Origin of the sequence: Pectobacterium sp. F1-1 (genome assembly GCF_025643735.1) — a bacterium.
GTDB classification, from domain to species: domain Bacteria; phylum Pseudomonadota; class Gammaproteobacteria; order Enterobacterales; family Enterobacteriaceae; genus Pectobacterium; species Pectobacterium colocasium.
Map to the genome: position 1 here is coordinate 862,065 of NZ_CP104733.1, position 26,662 is coordinate 888,726.

General features: G+C 51.6%; 17 protein-coding genes, 1 other RNA gene and 3 pseudogenes. 9 read left to right on the forward strand and 12 right to left on the reverse strand.

Translation table 11 applies throughout. The annotated features are described in order from the left end of the window. Positions 1-130: 130 nt before the first annotated feature. From actP to acs, 3 genes are all read right to left on the reverse strand, one after another. The gene (gene actP / locus NAL19_RS03810) at positions 131-1,789 is read right to left on the reverse strand and encodes a cation/acetate symporter ActP (RefSeq protein WP_225086973.1); all 1,659 of its coding nucleotides are present in this window, start codon (positions 1,787-1,789) and stop codon (positions 131-133) included. Next, complete coding sequence (locus NAL19_RS03815; protein WP_225086974.1) at positions 1,786-2,097, reverse strand: DUF485 domain-containing protein; 312 nt, start codon at positions 2,095-2,097, stop codon at positions 1,786-1,788. Before NAL19_RS03815 ends, actP begins: the two co-directional genes overlap by 4 nt. 125 nt (positions 2,098-2,222) lie before the next feature. Then, positions 2,223-4,184, reverse strand: a complete 1,962-nt coding sequence (acs, locus tag NAL19_RS03820) for an acetate--CoA ligase (protein WP_263058797.1) — start codon at positions 4,182-4,184, stop codon at positions 2,223-2,225. 900 nt (positions 4,185-5,084) lie between these two features. Here acs and NAL19_RS03825 point away from each other — a divergent pair. The 5 genes and pseudogenes from NAL19_RS03825 (at position 5,085) to NAL19_RS03845 (ending at position 11,556) form a co-directional block, all read left to right on the forward strand. Then, positions 5,085-5,477, forward strand: coding sequence for a transcriptional regulator (locus NAL19_RS03825; protein ID WP_225086976.1), 393 nt, complete (start codon positions 5,085-5,087; stop codon positions 5,475-5,477). A gap of 737 nt (positions 5,478-6,214) precedes the next feature. After that, on the forward strand, positions 6,215-8,602 hold the full coding sequence (locus tag NAL19_RS03830) for a TonB-dependent siderophore receptor (RefSeq protein ID WP_263058798.1): 2,388 nt from the start codon (positions 6,215-6,217) through the stop codon (positions 8,600-8,602). A gap of 293 nt (positions 8,603-8,895) precedes the next feature. Then, entirely contained in the window at positions 8,896-9,969 is a 1,074-nt protein-coding gene (locus tag NAL19_RS03835; RefSeq protein WP_263058799.1) for a sigma-70 family RNA polymerase sigma factor, read from the forward strand. 53 nt (positions 9,970-10,022) lie between these two features. After that, positions 10,023-10,364 carry a hypothetical protein gene (locus NAL19_RS03840; RefSeq protein WP_263058800.1) on the forward strand — a complete coding sequence of 114 codons (342 nt, stop codon included), beginning with the start codon at positions 10,023-10,025 and terminating at the stop codon, positions 10,362-10,364. Positions 10,365-10,546: 182 nt separating this feature from the next. After that, positions 10,547-11,556 (forward strand): annotated as a pseudogene (locus NAL19_RS03845) (AI-2E family transporter). A gap of 433 nt (positions 11,557-11,989) precedes the next feature. Here NAL19_RS03845 and NAL19_RS03850 read toward each other — a convergent pair. Then, positions 11,990-13,516, reverse strand: a complete 1,527-nt coding sequence (locus NAL19_RS03850; protein WP_225086981.1) for an MFS transporter — start codon at positions 13,514-13,516, stop codon at positions 11,990-11,992. 383 nt (positions 13,517-13,899) lie between these two features. Here NAL19_RS03850 and NAL19_RS03855 point away from each other — a divergent pair, with 383 nt between their 5' ends. Continuing rightward, on the forward strand, positions 13,900-14,274 hold the full coding sequence (locus NAL19_RS03855; protein WP_263058801.1) for a hypothetical protein: 375 nt from the start codon (positions 13,900-13,902) through the stop codon (positions 14,272-14,274). Here NAL19_RS03855 and NAL19_RS03860 read toward each other — a convergent pair. Next, a complete protein-coding gene (locus tag NAL19_RS03860; RefSeq protein ID WP_263058802.1) occupies positions 14,267-15,754 on the reverse strand; it encodes a mannitol dehydrogenase family protein in 1,488 nt (495 codons plus the stop codon). The genes NAL19_RS03855 and NAL19_RS03860 overlap by 8 nt on opposite strands. A 321-nt stretch (positions 15,755-16,075) precedes the next feature. On the opposite strand from NAL19_RS03860, the gene NAL19_RS03865 reads away from it, so the two are divergent. After that, positions 16,076-17,353, forward strand: a complete 1,278-nt coding sequence (locus NAL19_RS03865; RefSeq protein ID WP_263058803.1) for an O-acetylhomoserine aminocarboxypropyltransferase/cysteine synthase family protein — start codon at positions 16,076-16,078, stop codon at positions 17,351-17,353. A gap of 74 nt (positions 17,354-17,427) precedes the next feature. Here NAL19_RS03865 and NAL19_RS03870 read toward each other — a convergent pair whose 3' ends face one another. The 4 genes from NAL19_RS03870 to nifJ all read right to left on the reverse strand — a co-directional run bounded on the left by NAL19_RS03870 (position 17,428) and on the right by nifJ (position 23,864). Next, positions 17,428-18,498 carry a L,D-transpeptidase family protein gene (locus tag NAL19_RS03870; protein ID WP_263058804.1) on the reverse strand — a complete coding sequence of 357 codons (1,071 nt, stop codon included), beginning with the start codon at positions 18,496-18,498 and terminating at the stop codon, positions 17,428-17,430. Between the two features lie 184 nt (positions 18,499-18,682). Next, the gene (locus NAL19_RS03875) at positions 18,683-19,480 is read right to left on the reverse strand and encodes a deaminated glutathione amidase (protein WP_263058805.1); all 798 of its coding nucleotides are present in this window, start codon (positions 19,478-19,480) and stop codon (positions 18,683-18,685) included. Between the two features lie 25 nt (positions 19,481-19,505). Then, positions 19,506-20,042: a cytochrome b561 gene (gene cybB, locus NAL19_RS03880; RefSeq protein ID WP_225086987.1), complete on the reverse strand. Its 537-nt coding sequence runs from the start codon at positions 20,040-20,042 to the stop codon at positions 19,506-19,508. Between the two features lie 288 nt (positions 20,043-20,330). Further along, positions 20,331-23,864, reverse strand: a complete 3,534-nt coding sequence (gene nifJ / locus NAL19_RS03885; RefSeq protein ID WP_263058806.1) for a pyruvate:ferredoxin (flavodoxin) oxidoreductase — start codon at positions 23,862-23,864, stop codon at positions 20,331-20,333. A gap of 373 nt (positions 23,865-24,237) precedes the next feature. On the opposite strand from nifJ, the gene NAL19_RS03890 reads away from it, so the two are divergent. Beyond that, the gene (locus NAL19_RS03890; RefSeq protein WP_225086989.1) at positions 24,238-24,663 is read left to right on the forward strand and encodes a hypothetical protein; all 426 of its coding nucleotides are present in this window, start codon (positions 24,238-24,240) and stop codon (positions 24,661-24,663) included. Between the two features lie 145 nt (positions 24,664-24,808). Continuing rightward, a pseudogene (locus tag NAL19_RS03895) lies at positions 24,809-25,413 on the forward strand (transposase); the annotation flags it as partial. Here the strand turns inward: NAL19_RS03895 and NAL19_RS03900 are convergent. From NAL19_RS03900 to smpB, 3 genes and pseudogenes are all read right to left on the reverse strand, one after another. After that, positions 25,413-25,505, reverse strand: a pseudogene (locus NAL19_RS03900) (integrase); the annotation flags it as partial. The pseudogenes NAL19_RS03895 and NAL19_RS03900 overlap by 1 nt on opposite strands. A 177-nt stretch (positions 25,506-25,682) precedes the next feature. Then, positions 25,683-26,045, reverse strand: a transfer-messenger RNA (tmRNA) gene (gene ssrA / locus NAL19_RS03905). Between the two features lie 49 nt (positions 26,046-26,094). After that, positions 26,095-26,577 carry an SsrA-binding protein SmpB gene (smpB, locus tag NAL19_RS03910; protein ID WP_012773422.1) on the reverse strand — a complete coding sequence of 161 codons (483 nt, stop codon included), beginning with the start codon at positions 26,575-26,577 and terminating at the stop codon, positions 26,095-26,097. Between the last annotated feature and the right edge of the window lie 85 nt (positions 26,578-26,662).

Below are 26,662 nucleotides of genomic sequence, written 5' to 3' on the forward strand. Positions count from 1 at the left end.
CAGAAAGTAGCATTGGTTAGTGCGCACGAAACCTTGCGTGCTACTAACAGAGATCTTTCCCCTGATTTATGGAGGATATTGAGCTTCATAAAAGAACTGACCCGCGAATGCGGGCCAGTGAGAGGGAGGATTAGTGGGAACTGCCTTTTGAAGCGCCGACGCCGGTTTGTGAACGGACAAACTGCGCATGGAAGCGAGCGCGTTCCTGCTGCCCGGATTCGGAGCGATCGGTGATGGAGAAGAACCAGATACCGATAAACGCGACCAGCATGGAGAAAAGCGCTGGATAATCGTAAGGGTAAATGGGGGTGGCGTGACCGAGGATTTTCACCCAGATAGTCGGCCCCAATATCATCAAAATGACGGCCGTCAACAGACCTGCCCAACCGCCAATCATCGCCCCGCGAGTGGTCAGTTTTGACCAGTACATCGAGATGATAATGATCGGGAAGTTACAGCTGGCAGCGATGGAGAAGGCCAGACCAACCATGAAGGCGATATTCTGGTTCTCAAACAGGATACCCAGCGAAATCGCTACGACACCCAGCACCAGTACGGTGATTTTCGAGACTTTCAGCTCATCACGCTCCGTCGCTTTCCCTTTCTTGATCACGTTGGAGTAGAGATCGTGGGACACGGCAGACGCGCCTGCCAACGTCAGACCCGCAACGACGGCCAGAATGGTGGCAAAGGCTACAGCAGAGATAAAACCGAGGAAGAAGTTGCCACCGACCGCATCGGCCAGATGCACCGCCGCCATGTTATTCCCACCGATGAGCGCGCCTGTTGCGTCCTTGAACGCAGGGTTAGCGCTGACCAGCAGGATGGCGCCGAAGCCGATGATGAAGGTCAGGAAGTAGAAATAGCCCATGAAACCTGTGGCATAGAACACGCTCTTGCGAGCTTCTTTCGCATCACTGACGGTGAAGAAGCGCATCAGAATGTGCGGCAGGCCGGCGGTACCGAACATCAGGCCTAAGCCGAGGGACAGCGCGGATATTGGATCAGAAACCAGCCCTCCGGGGCTCATGATTGATGCACCTTTCGGGTGAACCACCATCGCCTGTTTGAACAGTTCGTTAAAGCTGAATCCTACGGATTTCATCACCATGACGGCCATGAAGGTGGCGCCGAATAGCAGCAGGACGGCTTTGATAATCTGTACCCATGTGGTGGCGAGCATGCCGCCAAACATCACATACATCACCATCAGAATACCGACCAGTATCACGGCCACATGGTAGTTGAGGCCGAACAGCAGTTCGATAAGTTTCCCCGCGCCAACCATCTGTGCGATGAGATACAGGGCCACAACCACCAGCGAACCGCAGGCGGAAAGGCTACGGATCGGGCGCTGCTGCAAACGGTAGGAGGCGACGTCAGCAAAAGTATAACGCCCGAGGTTGCGTAGCCGCTCTGCGATCAGAAACAGAATAATGGGCCAGCCGACCAAAAAGCCGAGTGAGTAGATCAGGCCGTCGTAGCCGGAGGTATAAACCAGCGCAGAAATACCGAGGAAGGAGGCGGCGGACATGTAGTCGCCCGCAATCGCCAGCCCGTTCTGAAAGCCGGTGATGTTGCCGCCAGCCGTATAATAATCGCTACGTGAACGGGTTTTCTTCGACGCCCAGTAGGTGATATACAGCGTACCGCCGACGAACAACAGAAACATCACGATGGCTTGAATATTCAACGGCTGGCGCTGGACATCCCCCGTGAGGGCATCCGCCGCCCACGCAAGCACCGGCAGCGTCAAAAGTCCGAACAGCATCATAAAGCGTATTTTCATTGCTTTACCTCATCCAGTAACTGTTTGGTCAGACGATCAAATTCACCGTTAGCGCGGTACACATAAATGCCTGTCAAGATGAAGGAGATCGCAATCAATCCCACGCCAATCGGAATACCACGGGTAATGCTGGAACCCGAGCTGATGGGCGTTCCCAGCCAGCCAGGTGCAAAGGCGATGAGCAGGATAAAACCCACATAAAGCACCAGCATGATGATCGAGAGGAAAACAGCGAAACGCTGCCGTTTGTTGACCAGTTCTCTGAATAAGGGGTTACTTTCAATCCGTTGATAAATGGCATCATTCATCGTAAGTCTCCAGTAATCTGTAGGGTTGAGTATTGCCGCGACGCCGCCGCCTGATTTATCGCCAGCCACATCCCCGCAAGCCACGTCATGGCTTACGGGAATGAAGAGAGCGGTGGGTCAGAGGGTTATTGAGAGGCGGTACTCATGGCCTGCTTTTCTTCGAGCAGTTTTTCGACGACGCCTGGATCGGCCAGCGTTGAGGTATCCCCCAGATTGCTGGTGTCACCGGCGGCGATCTTCCGCAAAATACGACGCATGATTTTGCCGGATCGCGTTTTTGGTAAAGAGTCAGTCCAGTGCAGGATATCTGGAGTTGCAATCGGGCCGATTTCCTTACGTACCCAGTTGCGAACCTCCGTATACAGCTCGCTGGACGGCTCCTCGCCGTGGTTCAGCGTGATGTAGGCGTAAATAGCCTGCCCTTTCATATGGTGTGGAATGCCGACGACGGCCGCTTCAGCAATTTTGGGATGGGCAACGAGCGCTGATTCGATTTCCGCCGTCCCCAGACGATGCCCGGAAACGTTCAACACGTCGTCAACGCGACCCGTAATCCAGTAATAGCCATCTTCGTCACGGCGCGCGCCGTCACCGCTGAAGTACATGCCTTTGAAGGTAGAAAAATAGGTTTGTTCGAAGCGATCGTGATCGCCAAACAGGGTTCGTGCCTGACCCGGCCAGGAATCCACGATGACCAGATTGCCTTCCGCGGTGCCTTCCTGCGGGTTGCCGAGGTTATCGACGAGTGCAGGTTGTACGCCGAAGAATGGGCGCGTCGCGGAGCCGGCTTTCGCTTCAATCGCGCCAGGCAGAGGGGTGATCATGAAGCCGCCCGTCTCCGTTTGCCACCAGGTGTCGACGATAGGGCACTTACCGTTGCCGATTTTGTTGAAATACCACTCCCAGGCTTCCGGGTTGATTGGCTCACCGACGGAACCCATGATCCGAAGGGATTCACGCGATGTGCCCTCAATCGCTTTATCACCTTCAGCCATCAGCGCGCGGATCGCGGTGGGAGCGGTATAGAGGATGTTGACCTGATGCTTATCGACCACTTGCGCCATGCGGCTGGCGTCCGGCCACGTTGGTACACCTTCGAACATCAGCGTAATCGCACCGCATGCCAGTGGGCCATAAAGCAGGTAACTGTGCCCCGTGACCCAGCCAACGTCCGCCGTACACCAGTAAATGTCGCCGGGATGATAGTCGAAGACATATTTGAAGGTCAGTGCAGCATAGACCAGATAGCCGCCAGTGGTGTGCAACACGCCTTTGGGTTTACCGGTTGAACCCGACGTATAAAGGATAAAGAGCGGATCTTCCGCGTTCATCTCTTCTGGCGGGCAATGGTCGTCTGCTTTTTCAACCAGTTCGTGCCACCACAGATCGCGTCCGTCCTGCCATTCACCGGTTTTACCCGTACGACGGAAAACGATAACGCTGGTAATGGTGGTGACGTTCGGGTTCTTTAACGCCTCATCAATATTCTTCTTCAGCGGAACCACACGCCCGGCGCGCACGCCTTCATCGGCGGTAATAACCAGCTTGGCGCTGGAATCGATGATACGCCCAGAAATCGCTTCGGGAGAGAAGCCCCCGAAGATCACCGAGTGGATCGCTCCGATTCTGGCACAGGCCAGCATTGCCACGGCCGCTTCCGGCACCATTGGCATATAAATAGCAACAACATCGCCTTTTTTGACGCCCTGGGACTTCAGCACATTGGCGAAGCGGCACACGGACTGATGCAGTTCACGGTAGGTGACTTTTTTACTTTGTGTCGCGTCATCACCTTCCCAGATGATGGCGGTTTGATCGCCACGCTCGGCCAAATGGCGATCCAGGCAGTTTGCTGCCACATTGAGTGTACCGTCTTCAAACCAGCGGATACTGATGTGGCCGGGGTCGAATGAGGTGTTCTTGACAGTTTTATAGGGTTTGATCCAATCGACGATCTTTCCCTGCTCACCCCAAAAGGCAGCGGGATCGTCAACGGACAGCCGATACATATTTTCGTATTGCTGAGCATTTATCAGTGCATTTTCCGCAATTGCGGCGGGAATGGTGTGTTTATTATGTTGTGTCATAGCGCTTCTCCTTAAACATGTTAATGCTATGTCAAATAATGGTTAATTGTAGTTAACCCGTTATCTTTGTTTCTTTTTTGCGCGATTGATCACGCAATGCAGGAAAAGCAGTGAGGCGTTACTTAAAAGATAGTCTTTTGGTTCAGAAAACAGGCAGTTTTTCGTGGTAGCCAAAACACAATAAGTGATGTATGTCACAATATGATCGTCAGCAGAATTATCTGTGCTGTTATAATGTCATTAACGATCAATTCATTGTTTTCAATAGATTATATCTATTGTTATCAAGTTTTTGATCGCCCTTTACGATCAAAAGGCATAAAGATCCCGCTTATTCAGCCGATAGTAAAAACCCCGTTCAGAGTATATTTCTACGTAAGCCAGCTATTTAGCGCGTTCACCTGTGTTCCATCTGTTGAGATTTTGTTTCAGTTGTTAATTATATGTAATCTATTAATGAAATAGATTTATCTGATTATCAACGGGCAGATAAGTGTGAATAATGTACACTCTAAGTGGGTTCCATCGCACAGATGTGGGCCTTCTTAAAAAGGGTACAGATGCCGTGTGCTAGCCGCTGACAAAAAGAAAAATGAAGTGTTATTTTTTGTGTCTTATTCAGAAATATCCGGTTTCCAAAAATAAATAACATAGATATACCCATATCACTGACGCTGACTAAGGCGGCAGATGTTTGAGCACCGGTAGCTTGAGAACGTGTAAATGGTTCCGGTTAGCGAAATTCACTATTTTCATTAGGTGACTTTCTCGGGTGGGGAAGAACACTATTAGTCCGGAAACCTTTTAAATTCCGGTAGGTTGATTGCTTATCAATAGTGCGTTATGGGGTCATGGCGCGCTGTGAGATATCTTTTTACATAGCATGATGCAGAGGAAACAATGAGTCTGATATTTGGCCGGAATGAAATTTTAGGCATGCTTTCTCAACCAGTTCAAAACGATCGGCGCGCTGTGGCGGTGATTGACGAAAAGTGTAAGGTCGTTTGCGCGAATTCTGCCTTCAACGCCCATTTTGGATTGCGTGCTGAAATGAATACGCCCGTCTCAATTGATGATGTGCTACCTATCAACGTGAAGTTCGCCTATCACGACTTTATAACGAATTCTAACGTGCTAAGTACGCGTGTGGTCTCGGATTTGTTGTCTGATGGCTTTACTAAAAAGCAGTTAAGCACGCTGTCTTTTTCTAAGCTGAACGTTGAAAACCGAGTGCTTTCTTTGCTGATCCTGAACCAGGATACGGTTGAGCCTTCGGCAAATCTGGCATCATAAGCTTGTATAATTGTAGGTTATCTGTCCGGAAGATTAGAGGTGTGCGTTTTCTAATGGAAAATAACGACCAAAGAAAAATTGTTGCTATTAATAACGTTGCTATTTCTAATTTAGCACTGCGTTTCAACAGCAACCGATTGCGTAGGTTATTCTCTGATAACCCCCTGCGGCCAGCAGGACGATAAAGTCGCGCCGATTTTTCGTAAATGAAGAATGAAAAACGTTCTTTATTAACAGCGACCATGTTAAAAGTTAATAAAAAATAGAGGGTTAACTATTTTATTGCATGTAATATGCCATTTTTAAATAAATAGCGAAACGTTTCGATGCCCGCTTGCTTCCCTTCTCACTATTCCCTTTTCTTTTTGCCTTTTCGAAAATTATTCCCCCTAAAGTGTAGAGTTTATTAAACCTTGATAAGAGGCTCTTAAAATTTTCTTTATTTTTAGCGTGTGGAATCTTAAAGGATGACAAATGAATAAGTAGACTCTCGTCTAATTACTGATGAGGTTGGGACAATGTAACCTCTGTCGGCATATAGCAATTTTTGATAAAAAGGACGTCAGCTTTTTATTGCCAATGACATTGGTTTACCAATATCGACAACGCGTTTTCCGCAATAATCCTGATTCAGTGCGCATTATTTCAATTATTTTTCGATTTTCAGTTCCCCTTTTTACTCCCCCGATTGGCATAGCTTCTGAAAACAGCGTTTCTTATGCGATAGGGGATAAATAATGGTTACATTCCGTACCCACCTGTTAGCGCGTGCTTTACGTGCTGGCGTACTTGGGGCATCGTTTGCCTCAGTGCTGCCAATGGCGGCGGTTTATGCTGCATCTGCGGCGCCAGTTCAACAATACGCGGTGTCGTCCGGCTCGCTCAATCAAGTGCTTAATCAATTTGCCCAACAGGCTGGCGTATTACTTTCTTACGATCCGGCATTGGTTGCGGGTAAACGCGGTACGGGGCTACAGGGGAACTACAGCGTAGAGCAGGGCTTTGAACAGATTCTCAGTAGCAGTGGCCTCCGTGCACAGTACAGTGCTGATGGCAGCGTGACGCTAGTGCAGCGCACGGCGAATGAGCCTGTGCCGGTTACTACGCCTGCTAAAAACGATCGGATCGTTGTCACCGCTCCACCGAATACCGCGATGAAGCTGGATGTGCCGATTTCAGAAACGCCACGTGCGGTTGCGGTTGTCACGGAGAAACAGATCGAGGAACGCGGAGCGCAAAAGATCGATCAGGCGCTACGCTATAGCAGCGGGATTCTGGCAACGCCATACGGGCCGGATAATAAAGCCGAATGGGTGACTATCCGTGGATTTAGCGATCAATCCCGGTTCCAGAATGGTCTGGCGACGCTGAATGAAGATGGGTTCTATGGTCAGCAGATTGAGTCATTCGGCGTTGAACGTATCGAAGTCCTGAAAGGTCCTGCTTCTGTCCTGTACGGGCAAAATCCGCCGGGCGGTCTGGTGAACGTCATCACCAAACGGCCTACGCGTTTACCGCAGGGAAAAGTGGAGCTGGAATACGGCTCTAACGACTATCGCCATCTGGCCGTCGACAGTGCGGGTCCGTTAAACGATGACGGCTCGGTGCTGTATCGGGTTGTTGCGTTAGCGCGTGATACCTCGGGTGAGATGGATTTCTCGAAGAGCAAGCGCCTTTATCTGGCACCGAGCGTCACGTTCCTCGGAGAAGACACTGAACTGACCGTGTTAGCCAGCTACATGGATACGAAATCCGACACAACCAACGGCTTTAAGCTGCCGTACGGGACATTACATGGCACACCGTTTGGCAAAGTCGGCTATAAAACGTCGCTGGGCGAACCGGGGTTGAACCGTCACGATACTCGGCAATTCAACCTAGGCTATGAGTTCACGCATCACCTGAACAATACCTGGACCTTCCACCAGAATGTGAATTACACCTATCTGAATTTGGATCTGCGTAGTGCTTATGCGATAAGGATGGAGGATGAGCGCCACGCCAACCGTGGGCTGACCTACCGTGACGGCTTTGCGCAAAATTGGGCCACGGACAACCGTTTAGTGGGGGAATGGCAGTGGGAAGACATAGAAAATACCTTGCTGCTCGGGGTTGACTATCGTCGTGCCAATACTCGAAGCCATGATGCTGATTTATCCCCTTATAATTCAACAAAATACCAGTTCATCAATAACCCGATTGATATTTTCAACCCAGTCTACGGCAACTATACGCTGAATGACGATCAACTCTCTTACCATCGTTCCGGTCGCCATCAGAATGGTTACTATATCCAGAACCAGATCAAATATGATGATCGTTTGATCTTCTTGCTGGGTGGACGTTACGACCAGTCAAAATCACGTACACAAAATGAAATCATGGGGATTGATTCCCGCACGGATGATTCCAAGTTTACGAAGTCCGCGGGTGTGATATATCTGTTTGATAACGGAATTTCACCTTATATCAGCTATGCAGAGTCTTTCCTGCCTATCGCTGATTACGATGCATCAGGACGGCAATATAAACCGACTATGGGCAAGCAAACCGAAGTGGGCGTTAAGTACACACCGAGTGGAGTTAATGGCTATGCCTCAGTTGCCGTTTTCAATCTGAATCAGGTCAATATCCTGACTACAGATATCGATAACCCTATTCGTCGAGTGCAAGCGGGTGAATCACGTTCTCGTGGCGTTGAGTTAGAATTGAGCGGCGAGGTATATTCCGGCCTCTCAGTGACAGCCAACTACACGTACAACAAAGTGGAGACAACGAAGTCTGGAACCGTGGGAGAAGTTGGAAAACGTCTGGCGGGCTTGCCGTTGCATAGCGCGTCTGCATGGGCAACTTATGCTTTCTCTGGCCCACTTGAGGGGCTGACCGTGGGTAGTGGTGTACGTTACGTTGGGAGTTCATTCGGCGATAAAATTGAAAGCCGAAATTTGAAAGTACCTGCTTATACGCTGTGGGATGCGATGATTGCCTATGATTTCAGCAAGGACTGGCGCGTGCAGGTTAATGCCACCAACCTGACAAACCGTGAGTATGTTAGCGCGTGTGATTTCTGGTGCTACTACGGTGAAGGTCGTAACGTTAGCGCGAACGTCAGCTATCGTTGGTAATCACCCGTCTCAAACATCACTGAAAGAAGCCCATCGGGTCAACTTAAGCCCGTTGTTAGGGGAAACACAGGGGGGAGGTTCCCGTAGGGAGGCCTCACCCCTGTGGGGGCCCCGTGTATCTCGATGCTTCAACGATAACCCTTACCCTTCCTTCGGGCTTCTTTCTTTTTGCTCCACACGCTTCGCTATTTCCTTATTTTTACCGTTCTCGGCACGATAGACGTGAATAGTCGTTGACTTTGCTTTTAATGATAATGAAAATCATTTCATTGCTGTCACATTGAGCGAATATCGTGAAGAGTCCCGCCGCTGCCTGCCCCAATCAGCCTGAAACCTTAAACGTTCAGCAGGTTTATCATGACCATTATGCCTGGTTACAGGCGTGGTTGCGTCGGCGTTTGGGGTGTTCACAGCAGGCTGCGGATCTGGCGCAGGATACGTTTCTACGTTTGATCTGCCAGCCTCAGGGCGATCGCATCCGTGAACCTCGCGCCTGGCTGACGACCGTGGCTCATGGGCTGATGGTGAATCACTGGCGGCGGAAAGACATCGAAAATGCCTATCTTCAGGTGCTGGCAGAGCAGGAATTTCATTTTTCTCCCTCGCTGGAGCAGCAGGCGATGGTGGTTGATGCGCTGTTGGCCATCGATCAGATGCTGGCGACGCTGCCCGGCAAAGTGCGTCAGGCATTCTTGCTGGTGCATCTTGACGGTTTGACCTATCGGCAGGTTGCTGAACAATTAGCCGTTTCCGAGCGGATGGTAAAAAAATTATATGGCACAGGCGATGCTGAATTGTCTATTGTGTCAGGACTTATGATTTCTTCTATCACGTCTTCTATTCCCAAAGATGTTCTTTATGCTGCCGCGGAGTGGTATGCCACGCTGTATGACGAAGACTGCGCTGAGCACGATCGTCAGGCATGGCAGCGTTGGTTACATCAGAATGAAGCTCATCGGCTTGCCTGGCAGCAGGTTGAACAGATTCATGCCCGTTTCCATGCGGTAGATAGCCAGTTAGCCTCTTCGGTGCTGAGTAAGCGCGGTGAAGAACGTCGGCGTATGCTCAAACTATTGGCGATTGCCAGCCTGACCGGGGGCGTTGGCTTTAGTCTGCCGTGGGAAAGCTATGCTGCCGATTACCGTACAGGCATGGGGGAAACCCGTGAGCTCAGCATCGAAACGGGGATGACCCTTTGGCTCAATACCGATTCGGCAGTGAATCAGCAGGGCAATCCTGCGCTGTCTCAGCCGCTGACGTTTCAATTGATCAAAGGTGAATTGATGCTGGATAACCAAACGGCGCATGCAGCTCGGTTGACCACGCCCATGGCGATCTCGCCGCTTCTGCGCATTCCTGCCAATTAGCTCTGCGCTATACGTCCGCTCACAGTGTGCTCTCCGTTTTTGGCGGTGAAGTTTTGCTACAAACGGCAGTCCCTGCCGCAAAGCGGATAACGGCAGGGCAACAGGTTCTCTTTACCCGTGATAAGAGTAGTGAACCGACACCCGTTGAGAATTTCCGTCAGAGCTGGCGTAAAGGACAGTTGGTTGCGGATAACATGCCGCTAGGGCAGTTCATGAATGAGGTGTCCCGCTATCACAATGGTTACTTTCATGTGGATTCTGCGGTGACGACGCTACGGATTTCGGGCGTTTTTCCGTTGCATGAAACCGATCGCCTGCTCGATGCCGTTGCGCGAACGCTGCCGGTGAAGATAACCCGGCGTTTTTCCTGGTGGGTGGATATCCAGCCGAGTTAAAACACTGCTGGTATTTCGTCGGTAAAACACCAAAAATATTCTTCGTTTGTTATCTGGTTGGTTATCACTCGCAGACGAAACACAAATCTGGCGCATATATATCAATATGTTGATACCGAAAAAGGCGTAGCATACTCCACAACGAGTATTCTCGGCGTTGCCTCTTCATACGGGAAGTCATCATGCAGTTACTGAACCTGAAACAAGCTCGCCTGTTGAGCTTTTTCTTTATTATGGGTGGCCTGCTTATATTGCTGCCTCTACGCCTGCTGGCCTGTTTTATTGCCGGTTTTTGGTGTATGAAATCGTGAATTTACTGACGCCCTATTTTCAACGGGTAATCAGCGGTAAGCGCGCTCGCTGGATTGTGGTCGCTGTGATCAGCACATTGGTGGTCAGCCTGTTGAGTTTACTGTTTGGTAGTCTGGTCGGGCTGTTGATGCAGGAAATGAAGGATACGGCGGCATTCAATGTGCGTATTGGTTACATCCTCAATGACATCCAACAGCAGGTCGCCCACTATCTACCGGGGTATCTGCCGGTCAGTGTTGAAGAGCTTCAGCGCGAGCTGCTGCAATGGGTTCAAGCACATATTGTGATGTTGCAGAACATGGGGAAAAGTTTCCTGCATGGATTTGTGACGATGCTAATCGGTATGGTGCTGGGGGCGATTGTGTCGCTTTATAACGTCGATCAGGACACCGAGAAGCCATTACTCAAAGCGGAGTTGTTGCGTCGGGTGACATTATTATCGGCGTCGTTTCGCAACATTGTTTTCGCTCAGGTGAAAATCTCTGCGGTTAACACAGTGCTGTCTGCCGTTTTTATTCTGGGCGCTCTGCCGCTGTGTGGTATCCATCTGCCGTTTGCCAAAACGCTGGTGGTACTCACCTTTATTTTCGGTCTGCTGCCGGTGATCGGTAATCTGATCTCCAACTCGATCGTTTTTCTGTCGGGCTTATCGCTTTCGCTGCCGATCGCACTGGTTGCGCTGGTGTATTTGATGTTGATTCATAAGCTTGAATACTTTTTGAATGCGCAAATCGTTGGGACGAGGATCAAAGCGCATGCGTGGGAAATTCTGCTGGCGATGTTGGTGTTTGAAGCGGCCTTTGGGTTGGCTGGTGTGATTGCTGCCCCGATATACTACGCCTATCTGAAAAGCGAATTGAAAGAAGCCTCGTTGATTTAATACTGCTCTTTGGCAGGTGATTTATGCAATCATCTGCCATTTTCTGCCCGCTCTGTTAATCACAACTCGACGCGCTAAATGAATCAGCCCAATACGAGATTGGGTTAATTGAGGCTGCTGACAAAGGCCGCCGAGCGGTAGTAACGGATAGATCGTAAAGACGCTGTGAACACTTCCCTGTGCGCTCGGATTGCGCAGATATGAATCTCATCCCTGAGATTCACCCTTTCAGGGCCGTCGCTAGCGACGTTCAAAAACGTTCCTGACGTTTTTGTCCATGGCGCAAACGCTTTACTCTTCTATTCCGTTACTCCCGTTTTCGTTCAGCAAAAAGGTTCGTCAACATTCTGAATAAGCCCAATACAAGATTGGGCTGATTGTTTTTAATGGAGACTTGTCTTCAATAACCGTCTGAATAAACGATTATTTTCGATTAATGCTGTGCAGTAGCAACCTGCGGTTTCGCCTCTTCAGACTGAACGCCTAACGGGTTGTTACCCCAGCATTTCTCATATTCCCAGCCTGTCAGTTCTTCCGCAACCGCACGTGCGTGAGGTGGGACATCGGCAATCGCGCCACCCGCTTTGATACGTGCAATTTCTTCCAGCAGAATGGCATGGTTCTTACGATCCAGCTTCATCTGCGTGGTGTAGTAAATAGCAACCAGCGCAAGACCGATAACACCCAGTGAGAACACGCCAACAATCGCCTGTACGGCTGATTCTGGTTGTACTGACTGCCCGGAGACAAAGCCGAATTGGCTTAGCGTCCAGCCCATTGCGAAGACGATCACCGAGCGCACCATTTTGCCGGCAAACGTCATGGCGCCTGCGTAGATCCCTTCACGGCGACGACCGGTCAGGACTTCATCCACGTCGGCCAGGAAGGTATAAACCGTCCAGGGAATATAGTAGATACCGCCCGTGCTCAGGCCAAATACGGCGGTAATGGCAAACAGAACAAAGATGGTCATGTCTTCTGACCAGTTAGCGAAATAGAGCGCGGCATAGGCCATGACGCTGACAATCACTACCATCAACGCCAGACGGAACGGTCGCGCAAAGCCCATTTTGACGCAGATACCGATGAAGGCCGCGGTAGAAATAAGCTGCATGACTGAGCTGAAGCTATTGAGGTGTGATACCAGTGCCGTGTTCTGCTTCAGACCAAAGACGATGAAGTAGGTAAATGCGGAAGCGAACAGCCACTCAGCACCAAAGCCAAACAGGTACATTCCCAGATGCTTGCGGAAAATACGCAGACGGAAGGTAGAAGCCATATCCACGCTCAGCTTTTTCATCGCCTGCCACAGGCTAGAGGTGCTTTCACGGACGATTTCGTTGACCGGGCGCTCCCAGGACGTCATATACAGCGCGATCATCGCTGCGCACATAATGGCGCCATAGACCAGGCCGGTGTAGAAGAATGGCGTTGCGGAATCTTTACCGTAGACGGCAATAAACTGCCCGGGAATGAATGCCGCCAGGAAGTTGGCGATTTTGCCGAAAATGGCTTTAGAACCCGTCAGCTTGGAACGCAGTTTGAAATCAGACGTCATTTCGGTAGCCAGCGTTTCATACGGCACCATGATCGAGGTGTAAATCAGCTCGAACAATACGTATGTCGCCAGGTAATACCAGAAACCAAAACCATCGACCCACAGCATGGGGTAGACAAGAACCAGTGGGACACCCAGTAAAATAAAGAAGCGACGGCGGCCAAATCGGCGACCAACACGGGTGTTGTAAAAGTTATCACTGATGTACCCCATGATGGGGTTACTGATAGCATCAATGATGCTGGCAACGGAGAAAATGGCCGCGGCCTGAACCAATGTTAACCCACAAAATGTGGTGTAAAAGTACATCAGCCATGCGCCGCTGATAGCAAGCGCACCGCTGCCGAGCAGGTTCGCGCTGCCGTAACAGAACGTATGTTTAAAAGAGATTGGTTTATTCATGATCAGCCTAATTACAAATATGAAACAATATTTCAGTTCGTTTGAACTATCATTTCTTTATGATTTGCTCTATTGAAAAGAAAGTAAACTGACGATCACGCTTTCACGCGCTTTTAATGACGATCTGTCAGGTAGATCATGAAATAAGATATTTTAATTTGCTTTTTATGATTTTTTGATCCTGACTTTATGTGCTTAAGTTACGAAATATGTAGATTTATTACATTTTGTTGGTATGCATGCAGATTGGCGACGAGCTGACATTGAGCGCTGCCCCACAAATCGATAGCGTGATATGAAATAACGCATTGACCTCAGAGAGGAAATATCGTCATCATCCCGCCCAGTTCAATCTACTGTCTTTTCTTATCAGGAGCCGTAACGTGAGTCATTTAATGATCTACGCCGTCATTTATGTGGTTTTTATTGCTGTGGTTGGATTGTTTGCTTTTCAGGCTTGGTTACCGGCTTCCGCGCCGCGCGGGCTGAGAGATCGCGCGGGGATTCTGGTTGGGGTATTACGCTGCGTCACCCTGTTTCTCGTCGTCTCCGCAATGCAAATTTTGTTTCCCAATTCGCTGCTGGATAAGCTCGTCTGGCTGATTGCCGCTGGGCTGTTGGTGATCGCTGTGATTGGCGGGGGGATGAGCTGGTCATCGCTGCCGTGGCTGGATGCAACAAAAGGGAAAAGCCGCACTTTGGCTCTGGGTGTCCAAAGTGCGTTGTACCTGGGTTTGCTTGGATTTATCGTTATGTAAAGTCCTGTACCAGTGCGGCCACGGTGTTCTTTGCGCCGTGATCGCGCAGCTTCAGGTAAGCCTGTGCGATAGCGTTAAAGACATCGTGATTGGCTGGTAGATCCTCGCCGAAAATAGAACGAATGTTAAGAAATGCACTGACCCGCTCGGCGCTGTCCGATGTTTCCTCCACGATGTTCCTGAGTTTGTCAGCCAACGGATCGCGGATTTCAATCGGGTTACCTGCGTCATCTTTTCCACTGACATAACGCATCCAGCCAGCGATGCCCAATGCCAGACAGCGATAGTCTCCTCCATTGCTCACGTGCCACCGTAGCGATTCCAGCATGCGCTGAGGCAGCTTCTGTGAACCGTCCATGGCAATCTGCCACGTCCGATGTTTGAGCGCTGGGTTGGAAAAACGGGTCAGTAGTTGGATGGCATAATCTTTCAGATCGATATCCACGACGCTAAGCGTCGGCGCCTGTTCCAGCAGCATGAGATGAGACACGGCCCGGCGATAGTTCTCGTCGTTCATACAGTCGCTGACGTGATCGTAGCCGGCGAGATAGCCCAGATAGGCCAAAAATGAATGGCTGCCGTTCAGCATGCGTAGTTTCATTTCTTCAAACGGCAGTACGTCATGCACCAGCTGTACGCCTGCCTTTTCCCATTCAGGGCGTCCGGCGGTGAAATGATCTTCAATCACCCATTGAATGAAAGGCTCACAGGCTATCGCACAGGGATCGGCGACGCCAAGGTGTTCGGCAATTTCCTGCAACGTTTCCGGCGTTGCCGCAGGGACAATGCGATCCACCATCGTATTCGGGAAAGAAACCTGCGCGTCGATCCAATCGATCAGGCTTCGATCGTTGATTCCCGCGGATTCCAGCACGGCGGCTTTGGCCGTTTTACCATTTTCCGGCACGTTATCGCAGGAGAGTACGGTGAACGGCGCGATTCCACGTTCGTGACGCAGGCGCAGCGCTTCTGCCAGCAGCCCGGGGACTGAAGCGGGATGGCGGGGATCGACGAGATCCTGTTGAATCAGCTTATTGGTACGATCCAGCTTGCCGCTCGTACCGTCCATGCAATAGCCTTTTTCGGTAATCGTCAGGGAAACGATGGCAGTTTCTGGCGCGGCGAGTTTCTCAATAATGGCGGTAATGCCTTCTATTCTGGCATGTAACGATTCACACACGGCACCAACGACAATCGGCTGATTGCTCGTCGCGGCTTTTTCCAGCACGGTAAACAAATGATCCTGCTGGCGCAGCGCATTGATCATCGTATCGTCACTGAATAGCACGACTTCACAAATTCCCCAGTCTCCTCCCTCCCTATTCAGTACACGATCGGTGAGCAGTGCCTGATGAGCACGATGAAAAGCGCCAAATCCGATATGAACGATGCGCGGTTTCAGCGCCTTACGATCGTAGTGAGGAAATTGGACGCTGTCAGGCAATTCGCAGGTAGCGATATTTTTTATTTTATCAGTCATTTATTGCGCTTTCGGGTGGGGGATCCATGACGTTAAAAGTAGCCGTGATTTGCAGGCGGTGCAATACAAGACGCACAGATAGGTTACGGTGCGCACGTTTTTTTCTCTGTGCGAATTTTATCGCTTTTTCAGATTCGCTTCTTCGGCAGTGTGCGGTTTTGTGAGGGGGCTTCAGCGTAATGATGTAACGCTGAAATTTAGTCTTGTTTTTACTAACTTATCTCCATTTCTTCTACATCAGGAAGTGCTTTTCCTGAGTGCAGTCTGTTATTTTGTGTCGATATTTTCCTCACCCCAACGCATAGCAAAAAGGCCCGTAAGATGAAACTTGAATCCCTCGCGCTACATCATGGTTATGAATCTGAAGCGACAACGAAGTCCGCAGCCGTACCGATTTACCAGACGACCTCTTACACATTTGACGACACGCAACACGGTGCCGATCTGTTTGATCTGAAAGTCGCGGGCAATATCTATAGCCGTATCATGAACCCGACGAACGCCGTGCTGGAGCAGCGACTGGCGGCGATTGAAGGCGGCATTGGCGCGCTGGTGCTTTCATCCGGTATGGCGGCGATTACCTATTCGCTCCAGGCACTCACGCAGGTTGGGGACAATATCGTCAGTACCAGCCAGCTGTACGGCGGAACCTATAACCTGTTTGCCCATACATTGCCGCGTCAGGGCGTTGAAGTGCGTATGGCTTCTTTCGATGATTTTACGACGCTGGAGTCGCTGATTGACGAACGTACCCGCGCCGTTTTTTGTGAATCTATCGGGAATCCGGCGGGAAATATCGTGGACATTGCCAAAATCGCGGACATTGCGCATCGCCACGGCGTCCCGGTGATTGTTGATAATACCGTGGCGACGCCCGTGCTGTGCCGACCTTTTGAGCACGGTGCAGATATCGTCGTCCACTCGCTGACCAAATATATCGGCGGCCACGGCACCACGATTGGCGGTGTGATTATCGATTCCGGCACGTTTGACTGGGTGGCGAATAAATCGCGTTTCCCGTTACTGAACGAGCCCGATCCCTCTTATCACGGCGTGGTGTATACCGACGCTTTCGGTCCGGCGGCCTATATCGGACGCTGCCGGGTGGTGCCGCTGCGTAATACGGGCGCGGCGCTTTCTCCACATAGTGCGTTCTTGCTATTGCAGGGGCTGGAAACCCTCAGCCTGCGTATTGAACGCCATTGCAGCAATGCGGAAGCGTTGGCTGGCTACCTGAATCAGCATCCGCTGGTTACCTGGGTGAACTATGGTGCGTTGCCGGATAGCCCCTATAAAGCAAACTGCGACAAAATTACCTCGGGCAAAGCGTCTGGGATTATCAGTTTTGGCATCAAGGGTGGGAAAACGGCAGGCGGCCACTTTATTGATGCGTTGAAGATGATCTTACGGCTGGTGAACATTGGCGATGCCAAATCGCTAGCGTGTCATCCGGCAAGTACCACGCACCGTCAGTTGAATGCGGAAGAGCTGGCGAAAGCAGGCGTGAGTGAGGATTTGGTCCGAATTTCGGTTGGCATTGAGCACATTGACGACATCATCGCTGATGTGGCGCAGGCGCTGGAAGCTTCGCAGAAGTAGTAAGAAGTAGTAAACGGTAGGGAATGAAAGAAACGCGTTGGAAACCTGTATGGGGTTCCAACGCGTTATCGCGATTACGAACGGCTGGCGTCGGTCGCTGTAGTTGTTGGCTGTGATTCGGCCGGTGCGGCATTTTGCTCCGCATTAAGGTTGTCTTGCGGCTGTGCTTCTGGTGCGACAGGTGCCGCAGCAGATTCAACCGGAATCGCCGGGGTAGCTTGTTCGATCAGACCATTGATTTTGGTCGGCATACCAGAACGTCTCTGGATTGCCTGATCGACTTCACTGGTGTTCACGCTGGCATCAGCCAGAACTTTGCTCACTTTTGGCGTCATGCTGATCGGTGCAGGAGAATTAGAATGGAATTCTTCTACCGTGCGGGACAGCGGATTGTGAACCTCAACATAGCGTGAGCCATCTGGCTCAACGGTGGCTTTCACTGGCTCATTGATGAACTGAACGCGAGTACCGACCGGAACGTGGTCGAATAGATACTTGATATCATCGGCACGCAGACGAACGCAGCCGTGGCTTACGCGCAGGCCAATACCGAAGTTGGCGTTGGTGCCGTGGATCGCGTACAAGTTGCCGATGTAGAGCGCGTACAGACCCATCGGGTTATCCGGGCCTGCTGGGAAAACTTTTTGCAGTGTCTCACCGCGTGCTGCGTATTCGGCATGCATCTTCGCGGTTGGCGTCCAGGTTGGGCCCGCTTTCTTACGTTGAACGGAGGTCGTCCAGTTGATCGGCGTATCTTTGCCTAACTCACCAATCCCGATTGGCAGCACGACCACGGTTTTGGAGCCTTTCGGGTAGTAGTACAAACGCATTTCTGCGCTGTTGATGACAATGCCTTCACGCGGGGCATCCGGCAGAATCAACTGATGAGGAATGACCATTTTGCTGCCGGGAACGGGCAGGTAAACGTCCGCATCTGGGTTGGCTTCCAGCATGTTGCTCAGACCCATTTGGAACTGTGCTGCAAAATGCTCCAACGGCTGCGTGCTATCTTCCGGTACGGTGATTTCGATATTCTCGCCTATCAGTCGGCTATTCGCCGCAGGCAGAGGATAAACAACGGCAAAGGCGGCCTGGCTGAATGCGGCGGCGGCAAGAACTACAGTAAAGATCGCGCGAATACTCATTTTCGTTTCTTTATTTGAGTGGTAAATGCACCCCCCGAATCAGGAGGCTGGTCTGCTAAGGTCGCGTTAGCGACCGGATGCGCATTATATGTGCAGAATGGCCTCCGAGGGAAACAACATGTGTAACTAATCACACTTTTTGGCATCCGAATGAGAAAGAAAACCTCCGAGAGTGAACCGTCACTCAATTTTCCCCGTCTAGTGTGGGTTTGTTAAAGCGTCGATTTGCGAGTACCGGGAGAGCCTGACGGGCGTACGCCAGTCGTTCCGGTTCAATGTCTGCATACAGGAGAGCCGGAGTTTCCGGTGCCTGAACCACAACGACGCCTAAAGGATCGACCACCATGCTGTTACCGATATTCCTGACGCCACATTCACCAACGGCGACGAGATAAGTGGTGTTTTCCAGTGCCCTGGCCCGCACCAACAGTTCCCAGTGCGCCTCTTTCAGCGGCCCCTTAATCCAGGCGGAAGGAAGAACGAGGACATCTGCGCCGTCCAGCACCAGACGGCGGGCAAGTTCAGGGAAGCGAATGTCATAGCAGGTCATCAGCCCAACGTTTAACCCGGCGATGGTCAACAGCGGTGGAACCTCTTCACCTGCCAGCACGTTTTCCGATTCCTGTACGGAAAAGGCATCATACAGATGTAGTTTACGGTATTGCGCGACGATCTCGCCGTTGCGCAATACCAGTAGCGTATTCCAGACTTTCCCTTCGCCGTTTGGGATATGCACACAGAGCATGGTCGTCAGGTTGTTGCCTCTGCTGGCTTCCAGCAGATGCGTAACAAACGGGCCATCAAGCGGCTGAGCGGCGGTGAGCACCATGTTGGGATTGGTGATATCGCGAGCCAGCACGCCTTCAGGCAGCACCAGCAGATCGGCGCCGTTTTGCTGTGCTGCCGACATGAATCCAGCGATGGTCGTGGCATTTTGTTGCCACTCGCGGTCAACGGCGAATTGCCCCAGTGCGACTTTCATTCTTGCTTGCTCCTTCGTTGCCCGATTAATCGCGCTTGGCTGGCATCATGCGCAGCAGCGTGTTGTCTTTCATGACATAGTGGTGGAACAGGGCAGCCGCGGTATGGGCGGCAATGAGCCAGTAGCCTAACGGTGCCAGCGTTTCATGCCAGCCAATCAGCGTTTCAGCAAGGTCGAAATTCGGCGTCGCGGCGGTTGGCATGCCGATACCAAACAACATCCAGTCCCGACCGCTGTAATAGCGTGAGGCAACGCCCAGTATCGGTAGCGTGATAAACAGCAGGTAAATAACGGCGTGGGTGAGTGAAGCCAGGATACTCTGCCAACGAGGGGGCTGTGGCGTAATAGCGGGGGAGGTATGACGATGGCGCAAGAACAGGCGAGCCAGCATAAGAACCAGTATGGTTACGCCACAGCTAAAGTGCGTCACCATCATCACGGTGCGCAGCAGCGAACCTCGTTCAGCAAATCCGCGTAGCTCAATGGTGGCATAGGTCACAACGAGCAACAGAAAAACCAGCCAGTGCAATGCAATCTGCGATGGTGCGAACTTTCCTTTCATGTTTCTTCCTCTGCGACTGTGAGAGCGGTTTGACGCGGTAACGGGCAAATAATCTCATAAAGTATAAGGTAACTTGCGTCTTGTCAGCCCTTCTTTACCATGCCTGACAAACCGGGCGGTTTGCGCTGGCTTCTTCGGTATTCAGCCTCGTTTGGATAGGATGAAAACTGCCAATAAAAAATTTCCGGGAGAAGTTTTTAACGTGGCATCAGCAACGGCCCGTAAAGGGGGCGGACAGAGATGGCACACCATAAAAAACCGGCCGAAGCCGGTTTGGAAGACGAAACATTATTCCTGCGGGTTTTTCTCCGCTTTGCCGGCCATCATGGTCAGGAAATCAAAGCGGCGACGCAGATCCAGCTCTGCTTCTTCATAGAGCTGCGCGGTTTCTTCCGGCATCATGCTATTCAGGCGGCGGAAGCGTTGCTCTTTCAACAGCGTTTCACTCAGGCTGCTTGATGGCGGACGAGAATCGGTGACCAGCGCGGCTTTCCCTTCTTCGGCACGACGTGGATCGAAGCGGTAGAGCGGCCAAAAGCCTGTCGCTGTCAATTGGCGCATCTGATCGTGGCTGAATGCCAGATCGTAGCCGTGCTCTTCACACGGGCTGTACGCGATAATCAGCGACGGGCCCGGCCAGGCTTCGGCTTCCTGAATCGCTTTCACCGTCTGGTTCAACTGCGCCCCCAGTGAGATCTGCGCAACATACACGTGACCGTACATCATGACGTTGATGCCGAGATCTTTACGCGCTTTGCGTTTGCCTTTCTCGCCAAACTTGGTCACTGCGCCCAGCGGTGTTGCTTTGGACTGCTGTCCGCCGGTATTGGAGTAACACTGGGTATCCAGTACCAGCACGTTGACGTTTTCACTCAGGCTCATGACGTGATCCAATCCGCCATAGCCGATGTCGTAAGCCCAGCCGTCACCGCCGATGAGCCAGATGGATTTATCGACAAAGTGGTCGGCTTCGCTTGCCAGCACGCTGGCGTCGGTATCATTGATGGCTGCCAGCAATCCACGTAGCTGTTCGATCTGCTGACGGCGCAGATCGGGCGCGATGGACTCTTCCTGCAATGCGCTCACCAGATCCGGCGGCAACTGCGGTGCCAGCTTGTTGAGCAGGCGCACGGCACGCTGACGGTGCTGATCGACGCTCAGGCGGAAGCCCAGACCGAATTCGGCGTTATCCTCGAACAGCGAGTTAGCCCAGGCTGGACCGCGACCGTTGGCGTCGGTAGTCCACGGGGTGGTGGGCAGGTTACCGCCATAAATAGACGAGCAGCCCGTCGCATTCGCCACCAGCAGGCGATCGCCATAGAGCTGGGTCAGCAACTTGATGTACGGTGTTTCGCCACAGCCGGAGCAGGCGCCGGAGTACTCGAATAGCGGTGAAATCAGCTGAGAAGTCCGGATATCAATACGTTCCAGCGCAGATTTGTCGATTTCCGGTAATTGCAGGAAGAAATCGAAGTTCTCTTTCTCCGCCGCCAGATTGTCCAGACGGGATTCCATATTGATGGCTTTGATTTCTGGGTTCTGACGGTCTTTGGCCGGACAGACTTCCACGCACAGATTACAACCGGTACAGTCTTCCGGAGCGACCTGCAACACGTATTTCTGACCGCGCATGTCGCGCGCTTTCACATCCAGCGATTGCAGTGAAGCGGGTGCATTTTCCATCGCATCAGGCTGGATGACTTTGGCGCGAATAGCCGAGTGCGGGCAGGCGGCGACGCAGTGGTTACACTGCGTACAAAGCTGCGGTTGCCACAGCGGAATCTCTTCCGCGATATTGCGTTTTTCCCACTTGGTGGTGCCGGTCGGCCAAGTGCCATCGGGCGGCAGGGCGGATACGGGCAGTGTATCGCCCAGACCCGCCAGCATCGCGGCCGTGACGGTTTTGACGAAATCGGGCGCGGCGTCGGACACGACTGGCGGGCGCTGCGGGCTGTCTGGGTTGACGGCGTCCAGCGGCACATCGGCCAGCGCGTCCAATGTGGCGCTCAGCGCTTGCCAGTTGCGTTCAACCAGTTCCTGACCTTTACTGCCGTAGCTCTTGGCGATGGCGGTACGCAGTTTTTCCACCGCCACATCGGCTGGCAGAATCTGTGACAGATGGAAGAACGCCATCTGCATGACGGTATTGATGCGCGCGCCCAAATGGCATTCGCGGGCAATCTTGGCGGCGTTGATGCAGTACACGCGGGTATTACGCTGGTTCAGCCCTGCCTGCACTTCCTGTGGCAGGCGGTGCCACAGATCGTCGCTGTTATACGGTGAGTTGATCAGGAAAACGCCGCCGGGTTTCAGGCGTTCGACCATGCTGTACTTGTCGATAAACTGCCACTGATGGCAGGCGACGAAATCCGCCTGATCGATCAGGTAGGCTGAGTTGATCGGGTGCGGGCCCACGCGCATATGGGAAACGGTCAGGCTACCGGCTTTCTTCGAGTCATAGACAAAGTAGCCTTGCACAAACATTGGCGTCGTTTCGCCGACGATTTTGATCGCGTTCTTGGTCGCGGAAACGGTCCCGTCACTGCCCAGGCCGTAGAACAGCGCTTCGAGCGATGCGTTACCTGGGAAATGCTGTTCCGGCAGTGGCAGGGAAAGATGGGTGACATCGTCATAAATACCTACCGTGAAGCGCGGTCGTGGGTTGGCAAGTGCTAACTCATTAAAGATCGCCTGTACGCACTGCGGAGTAAATTCTTTGGAGGACAGCCCATAACGACCACCAATGACACGTGGCATAAGTGAACGCTCACCTGCGGAGAACGCCTCGGCCAGCGCGGTCATCACATCGAGGTATAGCGGTTCTGCCAGCGCACCCGGCTCTTTGGTGCGATCCAGCACTGCGATGCTTTTCGCCGTTTGCGGAATCACTGCCAGCAGATGTTTGGCCGAAAACGGGCGGTACAGGCGGATTTTCACCACGCCGACTTTCTCACCGCGCATCAACAGCGTATCGACTACCTCTTCACACGTGCCGACGCCGGAACCCATCAGGACGACGATTTTAGTCGCCTCTGGGTGGCCGTAGTATTCAAACGGCTGGTACTGGCGCCCTGTCGCAGCGGCAAAATCGTTCATCGCCTGTTCAACGTGCTCATAAGCTGCGTCGTACCAGCGGTTGGTGGCTTCGCGCGCCTGGAAGAAGGTATCCGGGTTTGAGGCGGTTCCACGAATCACCGGGCGTTCCGGTGTGAGCGCTCGCTCACGGTGTGCTTCAATGGCCTGCTGTGGCAGAAGCTGGCGAATCACCTCATCGCTCAACGGCTCAATCTTATTTATTTCGTGCGAGGTACGGAAACCGTCAAAGAAATGGATAAACGGCAGACGGCTGTTCAGGCTAGCGATTTGTGAAATCAGCGCAAAGTCCTGCGCTTCCTGCACATTGCTAGCGCACAGCATGGCGCAGCCCGTCTGGCGTACGGCCATGACGTCAGAATGATCGCAGAAAATGGAAAGCGCATGCGTCGCAACTGTACGGGCTGCGACGTGCAGGACAAACGGGGTTAACTCGCCGGCCAGCTTATACAGCGTAGGGATCATCAGCAGCAGACCCTGCGATGAGGTAAATGTGGTCGCGAGTGTACCTGTCTGCAATGCACCGTGGACGGTAGCGATCGCGCCGCCTTCCGATTGCATTTCCACAACGCGAGGCGTGTCTCCCCATATATTCAGCCCGCCGTCGCTCGACCAGGCCGCAGCCTGTTCAGCCATGCTGGAACTGGGGGTAATAGGGTAGATGGCGATGACTTCATTGGTTCGCCAGGCCACGGAGGCGACGGCGTTATTAGCGTCGGTGGTGATCATGACTTATAGCCTTTTTGCTCAATAAACCCCTCATTTTACATGGTCTTTTCGGACGATGAAAATGACTGGGCATAAACGAAAATACGATTTTTATCGGGGGATTATCGCATTTCAGGAAAAAAGAGGGTGGAACGATGTATGCGGAGTTGTATCAAACTGTGTTTTATCCCCGTTACTTTGGTCTACGTCCATCAATCTTAGTGCGTTTGTGTTTCCTAAAAAGGAAATCTATTCTGGATTTTAGAACTGTTTGTTGATTTTTTGTTCGATATTCACACGAAATCGCATGATTTTATTTGCTCATTACTGTCATGACGAGTAGCGTGCTTATACTAAAATTACATCTGTAATGAATGTATTAAGGAACCGAACGATGGCAAACGATGAAATAAAAAATAAACTGGTTTCCGTACTGGCCGCACAACAGGCGCAGGGAAAAACGCCAGAACAAGCTGTCGATCATATCCTTCAGGCATTGGGCGGGCGAGCAGGTGATGTGTCCCGTATTTCGGTTTTGACGTCGACATTAATTGCCGATGTGCTTTACACCGTGTATCAGGAGACGATCACACATCAGCAGATTGCGGTGATTTTACGTAAGTTGGGCTACGCTGCACGTGACATCGCTGTTGCATCACACACTATCTATCCACAACTGGGCGTTCAGGACATCGGTCAGCTTTTGCAGATCTCGGAAATTTATCCGACGATCGATCGTGCTGCGCTACTCGATGCACTTACTTACGCAAATTTTTCCAAAGTGGAAAGCGAGCAGGCTGCTGACGCTCTCGGCGTGTAGTACTGGACAATGTAATACCAGAATAATGTAATACCCAAACAAGGTAATACCCAAACAAGGTAATACCAGTATCGTACCGATGATCTTACCCGCCAATAGTGGACACGCGACTAAGTGAGTAAACTCTCTACCGGAGGTAGCTCACATGACAAAAGCCGTATCAACCAGTAAAAAACCACGTAAGCAACATACGCCTGAATTTCGCAACGAAGCCCTGAAGCTTGCAGAACGCATCGGTGTTGCTGCCGCTGCCCGTGAACTCAGTCTGTACGAATCCCAGCTTTATAACTGGCGTAGCAAGCAGCAGAGCCAGACAACGTCCTCTGAGCGAGAAAGTGCACAGGCAGCAGAGATTGCCCGCCTCAAGCGCCAACTGGCGGAGCGGGACGAGGAGCTGGCCATTCTCCAAAAGGCCGCGACATACTTTGCAAAGCGCCTGAAATGAAGTATGTCTTTATAGAAAAACATCAGGCTGAGTTCAGTATCAAAGCCATGTGTCGGGAGCTCAGAGTCGCGCGCAGCGGTTGGTATGTCTGGCGGTCTCGCCGTCATCAGGTCAACTCGCGTCAGCGGTTCCGACTTGTCTGCGATGCTGCCGTCAGCAAGGCATTCAATCATGCCAGACAGTGGTACGGAGCCCCACGACTGGCTGATGAGCTACCGGACTATAACGTGAAAACCATTGCTGCCAGTCTGCGCCGTCAGGGGCTGCGGGCAAAAGCCGCGCGAAAGTTCAGTCCGGTCAGCTACAACCCATCCCCGTCCTGTAGCGTGTATTCCTTTTCGGCAGGTTTGGCAGCTTTAATCTCGGTATTGCTCAGTGGGGTAGTTATACGAGCCATCGTAGTTATACGCTTTTGTAGTTATATGGGGCGGTATAACTAAGCGTATAACTAAAATTTCCGGCTGTAAACGGGGTATACCGATAGATAACAGGCAATAAAAAACCCGCAAACTCAGTGAGAATGCGGGTTTTCATGGTGTATCCGGTAGTAAACGATACTTACCGAATACGAATGTGGTGGAGCTGGGGGGATTTGAACCCCCGTCCGGAACCACTCTACCGTCGGTACTACATGCTTAGTCTATTTTTGCATTCGCTTGCCAGCTGCGAATAGACACGCCACTAACAAACTAGCCTGATTAGATTTAGTGCTTCAACCCCAGGCAAGGCATCCACACGATCTCTTTTGGGTTTGACCTCTCTTGATCCCCGTCCTAAGAGCGGAGGCTAGGGAGAGAGGGCTCAGAGCAGGTTATTAAGCTGCTAAAGCGTAGTTTTCGTCGTTTGCGACTATTTTTTTGCGGCTTTTTACGAGGCCAACCGCCCCTCGGCATGCACCTTGGGCTTTGCAAATCCCGTCGAATCCAGAATCAGCCCCAAGAAACTGTCACCAGTATATCAGAACTTACCGTTGCTAAGCCAGTGGCTTAGCGATTGGCGTTCTTCATGATACGGGCTTTGTCTAACTTCCATTCACGTTCTTTAATGTCATCACGCTTGTCGTGATCTTTTTTACCTTTCGCCACACCAATTTTGACTTTGCTCCAGGCATTTTTCCAATACATGGACAGTGCGACGACCGTGTAACCTTCTCGACTGACACGGCCAAACAGCGACTCCAACTCACGTTTGTTGAGAAGAAGTTTGCGTGTGCGTATTGGATCGCACACAACGTGTGATGAAGCCACATTTAGCGGCGTGATAGTGGCGCCAAACAGGTAAGCTTCACCGTTCATGAAGGTGACGTAGCTGTCGCTGAGGTTTGCTTTGCCTGCGCGCAGTGATTTGACTTCCCATCCTTGCAGCGCAAGGCCAGCCTCAAATTCTTCCTCGATGAAGTATTCGTGACGGGCGCGCTTGTTTTGCGCAATGGTGGCGGAACCGGGTTTGTATGCTTTTTTCTTTGTCATAGTGCCGTCATTATACTGGATGTCATTGGGAATGAAATCCCCGCCGTGCGTCCGTGTCGTGGTTAATGATATCGTGCGATAAGCT

Bases quoted from the DNA above. Each gene is read 5' to 3' on its own strand.
- NAL19_RS03815 (WP_225086974.1), bottom strand. From the start codon at position 2,097: ATGAATGATGCCATTTATCAACGGATTGAAAGTAACCCCTTATTCAGA.
- NAL19_RS03830 (WP_263058798.1), top strand. From the start codon at position 6,215: ATGGTTACATTCCGTACCCACCTGTTAGCGCGTGCTTTACGTGCTGGC.
- NAL19_RS03825 (WP_225086976.1), top strand. From the start codon at position 5,085: ATGAGTCTGATATTTGGCCGGAATGAAATTTTAGGCATGCTTTCTCAA.
- NAL19_RS03875 (WP_263058805.1), bottom strand. From the start codon at position 19,480: ATGAAAGTCGCACTGGGGCAATTCGCCGTTGACCGCGAGTGGCAACAA.
- acs (WP_263058797.1), bottom strand. From the start codon at position 4,184: ATGACACAACATAATAAACACACCATTCCCGCCGCAATTGCGGAAAAT.
- NAL19_RS03890 (WP_225086989.1), top strand. From the start codon at position 24,238: ATGGCAAACGATGAAATAAAAAATAAACTGGTTTCCGTACTGGCCGCA.
- smpB (WP_012773422.1), bottom strand. From the start codon at position 26,577: ATGACAAAGAAAAAAGCATACAAACCCGGTTCCGCCACCATTGCGCAA.
- NAL19_RS03850 (WP_225086981.1), bottom strand. From the start codon at position 13,516: ATGAATAAACCAATCTCTTTTAAACATACGTTCTGTTACGGCAGCGCG.
- nifJ (WP_263058806.1), bottom strand. From the start codon at position 23,864: ATGATCACCACCGACGCTAATAACGCCGTCGCCTCCGTGGCCTGGCGA.
- actP (WP_225086973.1), bottom strand. From the start codon at position 1,789: ATGAAAATACGCTTTATGATGCTGTTCGGACTTTTGACGCTGCCGGTG.
- NAL19_RS03865 (WP_263058803.1), top strand. From the start codon at position 16,076: ATGAAACTTGAATCCCTCGCGCTACATCATGGTTATGAATCTGAAGCG.
- NAL19_RS03860 (WP_263058802.1), bottom strand. From the start codon at position 15,754: ATGACTGATAAAATAAAAAATATCGCTACCTGCGAATTGCCTGACAGC.
- cybB (WP_225086987.1), bottom strand. From the start codon at position 20,042: ATGAAAGGAAAGTTCGCACCATCGCAGATTGCATTGCACTGGCTGGTT.
- NAL19_RS03870 (WP_263058804.1), bottom strand. From the start codon at position 18,498: ATGAGTATTCGCGCGATCTTTACTGTAGTTCTTGCCGCCGCCGCATTC.